At 31.3% G+C, this 1,162-nt stretch carries 2 protein-coding genes; both read left to right on the top strand.

Going from position 1 to position 1,162, the window contains the following annotated elements:
* The first annotated feature begins 3 nt into the window (after nt 1-3).
* Nucleotides 4-135: a polymorphic toxin type 15 domain-containing protein gene (locus ACJDT4_RS23275; RefSeq protein ID WP_406790015.1), complete on the top strand. Its 132-nt coding sequence runs from the start codon at nt 4-6 to the stop codon at nt 133-135.
* A 10-nt stretch (nt 136-145) separates the two neighbouring features.
* Nucleotides 146-694, top strand: coding sequence for a T6SS immunity protein Tdi1 domain-containing protein (locus ACJDT4_RS23270; protein ID WP_406790014.1), 549 nt, complete (start codon nt 146-148; stop codon nt 692-694).
* Nucleotides 695-1,162: the final 468 nt, after the last annotated feature.

Below are 1,162 nucleotides of genomic sequence, written 5' to 3'. Positions count from 1 at the left end.
GGAATCAATTCATCTATTGGGTCACAATGGAAATATAGAATAGATGCTGTTGATGAGCAAATTCAAGCAATGGCTAACAACATGACTGATGCTGAAAGGAAAAGTACTTACTTGAATGTAAAATTAATATATTAGGAGGTTATGTATGCAATTTAAGGTATTTAATGATTTTGTATTGAAAGAAAAAGTATTAAAGGATGTTCTCGATGAATATGAAGGGAAGTTACCAGAACAATTAATAACTGCTTGGAAAGATTATGGATTTGGAACAATTCTCAGTGGATATATTAAAATAATTAATCCCAAAATGTTTGAGGATATATTAAAAGAAACATATTTTAGAAGTATAGAATCAATACCGATAATGGTTACTGGTTTTGGAGATATAATTACTTGGGAGAAAAATAAATACGTAGGGGTTGTAAAATATAGAAAAGGTAAGGCTAATATAGTTTCAGCAAGTTTCAAATATTTCTTTCAAAACTTGTTAGAAGAATGTTTTTTGGATGAAGATTTAGAATGGAAACCATACTTGGAGGCCATAAATGATTATGGTAAATTAGACTATGAAGAATGTTTTGGATATGTACCATTATTAGGTCTAGGTGGTAGCGAAAAGGTAGAAAATTTAAAGAAAGTAAAAATCAGAGAACATATCGAGATAATTACACAATTGGTTGGGAAAATAGAATAATTGAAAATTAGAATTACGGAAAATATATTTAGGATATGATAACATAGAGAATCGTCATTTTTGTGACGGTTCTTTTCTGTTTGAGCTTAAAACAGGGGGTTCAAAGGGGGTCGAATCTTGACGCAAATCGTATTTCAACGCGTATTAATATCATCTTACGGTCACAACACACGTGGAGACTGTTGTGTTGATACACAAGAAATAGCTTGGTATCAAAGACTTTGGGGCATATGCCCTTTTTTTTATGTGTGTTTTATGTTCCAATAGAATATGTTAGTCAATGGATTTTGAAGCGTGGGAGATTTTCAGCTCAATGGGATTTTGAGGAAAGCCAAGAAAAAGTGCGTTATATCAAGACATTACTGGCACAACAACAAGATGATTTTACCTAAAAATCTGCAGATGAAAAAGAAAAACAAAAAAAAGCACAAGATGCCAAATTAAAAAGTGTATTAGACAAGTATTCGT

It is taken from the genome of Clostridium neuense, from assembly GCF_045310695.1.
GTDB lineage: Bacteria > Bacillota > Clostridia > Clostridiales > Clostridiaceae > Clostridium_S > Clostridium_S neuense.
The sequence above is the reverse complement of the archived record's forward strand: the minus strand, read 5'-3'. Positions and strand labels throughout refer to the sequence as shown.